At 56.4% G+C, this 1556-nt stretch carries 1 protein-coding gene; it reads left to right on the top strand.

Annotation, left to right across the window (positions count from 1 at the left end; all coding sequences use genetic code 11):
• Positions 1-522 precede the first annotated feature (522 nt).
• Positions 523-1556: recombinase family protein (locus WCE35_RS09730; protein ID WP_424593130.1), on the top strand; the 1034-nt coding region annotated here is incomplete at its 3' end.

The raw sequence follows: 1556 nt of genomic DNA, 5'->3' as shown, positions 1-1556 counted from the left end.
CCCTGATTTGGCCATCACTCAGCATGCCAAAATCGGGCCTGCCTAAAAAACCAAGAAAGTCCCTATCCACAGCCACTTCCGCCGCTATGATCCCTCAAAATTACCCACTCGATTCCCTGAAGACCCTCAAAAGTTAGCTACGGCATCTTCATACGATTTAGCATGGAGCGCCCAATTATATTCAAGTGTCCCCGGACCGGGCTGAACGTCCAACATTGGCTTGCAACCATGCCGGATGGGCAAGAAGGGACCCATACGTCGGTCATCTGTCTGGCTTGCACCGGGCTGCATTTCGTCAACAGATTCACAGGCAAGCTGCTAGGCGAGGAAGGTCAGTGAGTCCGCTTTGGGCTGGCGGCTCTCGCGTATAAGCGCCGCCGTCTGGCCGCGTGCGCGGCGATCCGCTGCCGGCCTCATTTTTCGCGCACACCCGTGAACTAGATCGGAAAGCCCGACCAGCACGGCTTGAGAAGACCGGGCGGGCTGCGCAGTGTGTACAAATACAGCTCGGGAGCGGGATCGATGGCCAACGCGCTCGTAGTTCGAAAAAATCTACTGCCGAGATCTGCGAAAGCGCTCCGGGCAGCACAATATGTCCGCATGTCGACGGACCGACAGCGATACTCAATTCAAAATCAGGCCGCTGTCATTGCGGCATACGCGCACGCACGCAACCTGACGATCGTTCGGACCTATTCCGATGAGGGCGAGAGTGGCCTCCGGATCAAGAATAGAGCGGGCCTGAAGCAGCTGATCCAGGACGTCTGCGGTGGGCAATCCGACTTTGATTACGTCCTGGTCTATGACGTAAGCCGTTGGGGGCGCTTCCAGGATATCGATGAGAGCGCGCATTACGAATTCGTCTGCAAACAAGCGGGCATAAAGATCGCCTATTGCGCCGAGCAATTCGACAATGACGGCAGCATGCTGTCGAGCATCGTGAAGAACCTGAAGAGAGTGATGGCTGCTGAGTACAGTCGCGAACTGTCGGCAAAAGTTCACGCCGGGGCATGCCGGTTTGCTCGCCTCAGCTTTAAGCTAGGTGGTCAGGTCGGCTACGCACTCCGGCGGGAGTTGGTTGATGAGAAACTACAGTCGAAAGGAATCATGAGAAATGGCGATCGCAAGTACCTGCTAACCGATCACGTCAGGCTTCGGCCCGGTACAGCAGACGAGGTGGCCGTCGTGAGGTGGATCTTTCAGCAGTTTCTGCAGCAGAAGTCAGAGACTCACATCGCCCGCATGCTCAACCGGGAGGCTGTACCTACCAGCACCGGCCGGCCGTGGAATCGATCGTTGATCGGTCGCCTCCTGAGAAATGAAAACTATGTCGGAAACCAAGTCTATAACCGCCGCTCGCGCGAGCTGGGTGGGAAAGACCGATACAATCCGCCGGACCTGTGGATCAGAAGCGAGGGCTGTGTCGAGCCGATCGTTGAGCCAGATGTCTTCCTGCGCACAAAGAAGATCATTGAAAATCGGCGCGTGGACATATCCGAAGAAGAGATGTTGGCGCGCCTACGTCGAACGCTTCTAAAAGAGGGTCGTCTCAGTCC

Origin of the sequence: Bradyrhizobium sp., from assembly GCF_049691595.1 — a bacterium.
GTDB lineage: Bacteria > Pseudomonadota > Alphaproteobacteria > Rhizobiales > Xanthobacteraceae > Bradyrhizobium.
The sequence above is the reverse complement of the archived record's forward strand: the minus strand, read 5'-3'. Positions and strand labels throughout refer to the sequence as shown.